Here is a 4,339-nt window from a genome sequence, read left to right as displayed (position 1 = left end):
GGTGGGCTGGCCGGCCGCGGGCGGCGTCCACGCCGGTGGCGGCGGGAGGGCGGCGGAACCGGACTGCGCCGGGGAGTCGCCCAGATAGGTCGGCGCGTCGTCCACCGGGGCGGGCACGGACGCGCCCGGATCACCGGGTTGCCCGGACTGCTCGTACTGCCCCGACTGGCCGTACTGCCCCGTCTGGCCGGTCTCCCCGGGGTCGAACGCCGGGCGGATCCGGGTGCGATCGTCGAACTCCTCGACCGGAGCCGACACCTCCGGCTCCTCGGGCACATCGGGGCCGGCGGACTGCGACTCGACGGACTCGGGCGCCGGTTCGGAGACAGCAGGCTCGGGCGCGGCGGGCTCGGCCGGGGCCTGCGGCACCGGCGGCTGGGTGTGCTCGGTCCACTGGACGCCGTCCCACCATCGGGTGGTGCCCTGCGCGTCGACGTACCAGCCTGCAGGTGTCTGGCTCATGTGGTCCAACCTCTCACGTTCTCCGAGCGCCTCGGCGGCCCTGGGTCAGCGGAACACGCTACCTGTCGGCGGCGGCGCTCCCGGCTCGTGCTCACCCTGCCCAGCACCCGTTCCGGCTAACCCTGCCCGAGCCGGCTCTGTCACCGGCTCTGTCACCGGCTCTGTCGCCGGCTCTGTCCGAGGTCCTCTCCGAGTCAGCCCCGCCCGAGTCAGCCCCGCCCGGGCCGGCCCACGCCGAGGTCCGGGATCGTGGGAGTACGAGCGGGCACCGGGCTCCCGGACCAGACCGGAGGCGGCGGCAGTCGCAGCGCCTCGTCCAGCAGGTCGAGGTAGTCGTGACGGTCGACCTCGACGACCCCGAGGGACCTCAGGTGCGACGTCGCCCACTGCACGTCCAGAAGCCGGCCGGAGTCGTCGCCGAGCACCCCGACGAGACCCATCAGCGCGACCTTGGAGGCGTCGGTCTCTCGGTGGAACATCGACTCTCCGGCGAACAGCCCACCGATGCCCAGGCCATAGAGCCCGCCGGCCAGCCGGCCGTCGCGCCAGGCCTCGACCGAGTGCGCCCAGCCGAGTCGGTGCAGCTCGCCGTACGCCGCCCGGAACCGGTCGTCGATCCAGCCCATCGGGCGCCGTGGGTCGGCGCAGCCCGCCACCACCGCGTCGAAGGCGGTGTCGATCCGGATCTCGAAGTCGCGCGCCGAGCGCCGCAGCGACCGGGAGACCCGCAGACCGCCGTGCGGCAGGATGCCGCGGCGTACCGGGGAGAACCAGACCAACGGGTCGCGGGGCCGCTCGCCGGGCATCGGGAAGATGCCGTGCCGGTAGGCGGCGAGCAGCGTGCCCGGCGCCAGGTCGGCGCCCATCGCCACGACGTCGTCCAGGAGATCGCCGGTGCGCTGGCGCAGATCGGCGAAGACCCAGCGCGACGGCTCGGGTTCGATCGGCGCGGGCACGCTCCGACGGTACCGCGCCGCACTGTCGCCGGCCGGTTCGCCGGCCGGTCGCCAGCCGGTTCGCCAGCCGGTTCGCCAGCCGCTCCCACCGGCCCCTTCGTAGTATCGGGGCATGGTCAAGCGCAGACGAGCCCTCACCGCGGTGGCGGGTGCGGTGGCGCCGAAGCTCATCGAGCTCACCCCCGGCATCACCACCGGCGTGATCCGGCAGGCGCTGCACCGCGCGATCGTCGGCGTCGGTCCGCTCCCGGGCGCGGCGGCCGCCGCGGAGAAGCAGCTGGCCGAGCAGCACGGAGCGGTGGAGAAGGCCATCGGCGAGGTCATCGAGAACCACGTGGCGCTCGCCTCCGCCGGCGGCTTCGTGACCAATCTCGGCGGCCTGATCACGGCGGCGTTCACCATCCCGGCCAACGTCAGCGGACTCGCCGTCATCCAGTGCCGGATGGTCGCCGGCATCGCGCATCTGCGCGGCTACGACCTGACCGACCCGCGGGTGCGCAACGCGGTGCTGCTGTGCCTGCTGGGCAGTGACCGGGTCAACCAGCAGATCAAGCGGAAGCGGTTGGCGGCGCCGCCGATGGCCGTCGCGACGGCACCGGTGTACGACGCCGGCCTGGACTCGGTCATCGGTGCGGAGGTGGCCGCGGAGATGCTCGCCCGCATCACCGGCAAGCGCCTGGCCGCGACACTGGGCCGCAGGGTCCCGGTGGTCGGCGGCGTGGTCGGCGCCGGCACCGACGCGTGGGCGACCTACCAGATCGGCCGCTACACCTCCCGCGAGCTCCTGCCGCGCACCCGGCGATAGCCGCGCAGCGCGGCCCGTCCCGGGGCACTGCGCTGCAGGGCGAGATAGGCACGCCGGCGGGGCAACGCCTCCTCCGCGCGGCGCAGCGCGTCCTCGGTCTCGGCGATGCCCGCCCGCAGCCGACGGACCTCGTGCCGCAGCCGGGAGTTCTCCACCAGCAGTGCCTCGATGACGTCGTACGCCGCCCGGGCGACCTGTCGCGGTCGCGGTCGGTCGGGGTCGGCGTAGTCCGACGACGCGTCGCCGACCAACAGCTCATCGAGACTGCCGACGACCTCGTAGCCGCGATCGGAGAGCTCGGTCACCCAGCGGTGGGCGAGCTCCTGGGCCCAGGGCACGATCTCGGGTGGCAGCGCCAGCCGCGGCGACCGGCGGCGACCGGACAACGTGCGGTGTGCGATCAGCTCGCGCACCAGCGGCCGGTAGTCGGCCGGCTCCACGACCCCGTTGGCCTGCAGGTTGATCCGGCGCAGCAGGGCGGTCTCGGGAACGCCCAGCGACGGATTGCTGCGATCGGCACCGAGATCCAGCTCGAGCCCGTCGAGCCCGAAGGCGGTGCTGAACCGCTTCCACAGCAGTCCCGGGTCGGCGCCACGCTGCGGGACGGTGACCAGATGGATCCGCTCGGGCGGCAGGTCCGCTCCCCAGCGCTCCAGGATGTCCGGCAGCTCCTGAACGCCCCAGAACCAGGCGCCCACCTTGGAGCCCCGGGCGGGATCACGGATCCGGTCGAGGAACTCCGCGTAGCTCAGCGTGCTGCGGTGCTTGACGTTCTCCTGCCACTCCGCCGGGATCTGCCGGGCCAGGTCGCGCACCGAGAGCACCAGGTGGATCTCGCTGTCACCGGTGTCGCCGCCCAGGTCGGCGAGCGCCTGCCGGGCCTGCAGGCGTGACGCGGTGGCGAAGATCTCGTGGCTGATGACGACGGTGCCGTCCAGGCCGCGGACCTGCTCGGCCAGCTCGGCCCAGCACCCGACCGCCTGCTCCTCCAGGCCACCCCAGGGCAGCCGCATCAGGTCGAGTGCCGCCAGGAAGTGGGCGTCGAACCGGGCCGCCGGATAGTGGATGCCGTGCCCGGCGAGCGCCTCGCGGTTGCGGAACAGGACGTCCTGCAGATAGGAGGTGCCGGTCTTCGGAGTGCCGATGTGGAACAGCACCCGGCGCCGCTCGCTCACCCTCGGCCTCCTTGCCCCACCGATCCGACTCCTGCCGGTCCGTCTCCTGCTGGTCCCTCGTGCAGTGCGGCCAACGCCAGCTCCAGCACCCGCTCGGCGCGGGGCGGACGACCGTCGAGTCGGTCGGAGAGCTGGGCGAGGTCGCCGTGGACAGCGTAGCCAGCCTCGCGCAGGGCGTCTCGTTGCCGGCGGGCCTGGGTCGCGATCCAGCCCCGCGCCCACTCCGGTACGCCGAGCGGCGGCCCGGCCGGGTCGAGCCGCACCAGCCGCGGCAGCAGGGTGCGCCGCAGCAGCGTCTCCTTGCTCCCCGGGTCGACCAGCACACCGAGGACCGGGCCGACCTGCCGGGCGAGCTCGGCCGCGTCGGCCGAGAGCCTGGGGCCCCGTCCCAACCGCGGACCACGCACCCCGCCCGGCCCGACCAGCCTGGCCAGCACGCCCGGCCCGAGCAGCTCGGGCAGCCGGTCGAGCTCGGTGACGATCTGGACCCGCGACTCGCCGACCCGCGCCCGCCACCAACCCGCCACACCGCGCAGGTCCGCGCGCGGTGGGAGGTCGTGGCGGCGACCCGCCTGGCGCAGCCAGGCCGGCCAGCCGACCACTCCCTCACCGAAGGCGCGCGAGACCCACACATCGGCGAGCAGCCGCTCCAGCGGCGGAGCGACGACATAGACCACCAGGCCGCGGCCGCCCTCGGGACGGCCGCGGACGACCAACTCGTCGAGCAGTGGGCCGACCAGCCAGCGATCCCCCGCGAGCCGGTAGCGATGGCGCAGCCGATGCCGCCGGCCGGGCCGGGGGACGGCACCGGGTCCGGCCGTGACCAGGTCCTCGGCGAGCAGCAGGCTCGCGCCGCGCACCAGCTCGCCGGCGGGCAGCTCGGCCGGATCGACCGGAGCCGCGCCGAAGCCGGGGGCCGGACCGTCCCCGACCAGCGGCAG

At 74.5% G+C, this 4,339-nt stretch carries 5 protein-coding genes; 1 reads left to right on the top strand and 4 read right to left on the bottom strand.

Going from position 1 to position 4,339, the window contains the following annotated elements:
• Both QM638_RS06455 and aat read right to left on the bottom strand, forming a co-directional pair.
• On the bottom strand, nucleotides 1–462 hold a 462-nt coding region (locus QM638_RS06455), incomplete at its 3' end, for a DUF2510 domain-containing protein (RefSeq protein WP_415141130.1).
• A gap of 209 nt (nucleotides 463–671) precedes the next feature.
• On the bottom strand, nucleotides 672–1,418 hold the full coding sequence (gene aat, locus QM638_RS06450; RefSeq protein WP_415141129.1) for a leucyl/phenylalanyl-tRNA--protein transferase: 747 nt from the start codon (nucleotides 1,416–1,418) through the stop codon (nucleotides 672–674).
• Between the two features lie 112 nt (nucleotides 1,419–1,530).
• Here aat and QM638_RS06445 point away from each other — a divergent pair, with 112 nt between their 5' ends.
• Nucleotides 1,531–2,223 (top strand): EcsC family protein, encoded by a 693-nt coding sequence (locus tag QM638_RS06445; protein ID WP_415141128.1) that lies wholly within the window; start codon nucleotides 1,531–1,533, stop codon nucleotides 2,221–2,223.
• Here QM638_RS06445 and QM638_RS06440 read toward each other — a convergent pair.
• The gene (locus QM638_RS06440) at nucleotides 2,184–3,398 is read right to left on the bottom strand and encodes a hypothetical protein (protein WP_415141127.1); all 1,215 of its coding nucleotides are present in this window, start codon (nucleotides 3,396–3,398) and stop codon (nucleotides 2,184–2,186) included. The genes QM638_RS06445 and QM638_RS06440 overlap by 40 nt on opposite strands.
• The coding region (locus QM638_RS06435) for a hypothetical protein (protein WP_415141126.1) at nucleotides 3,395–4,339 on the bottom strand (945 nt) is incomplete at its 5' end. The genes QM638_RS06435 and QM638_RS06440, both read right to left, overlap by 4 nt.

The organism is Nocardioides sp. (assembly GCF_047606145.1).
Taxonomy (GTDB): domain Bacteria; phylum Actinomycetota; class Actinomycetes; order Propionibacteriales; family Nocardioidaceae; genus Nocardioides.
This window is presented reverse-complemented; position numbering and strand designations above follow the sequence as displayed.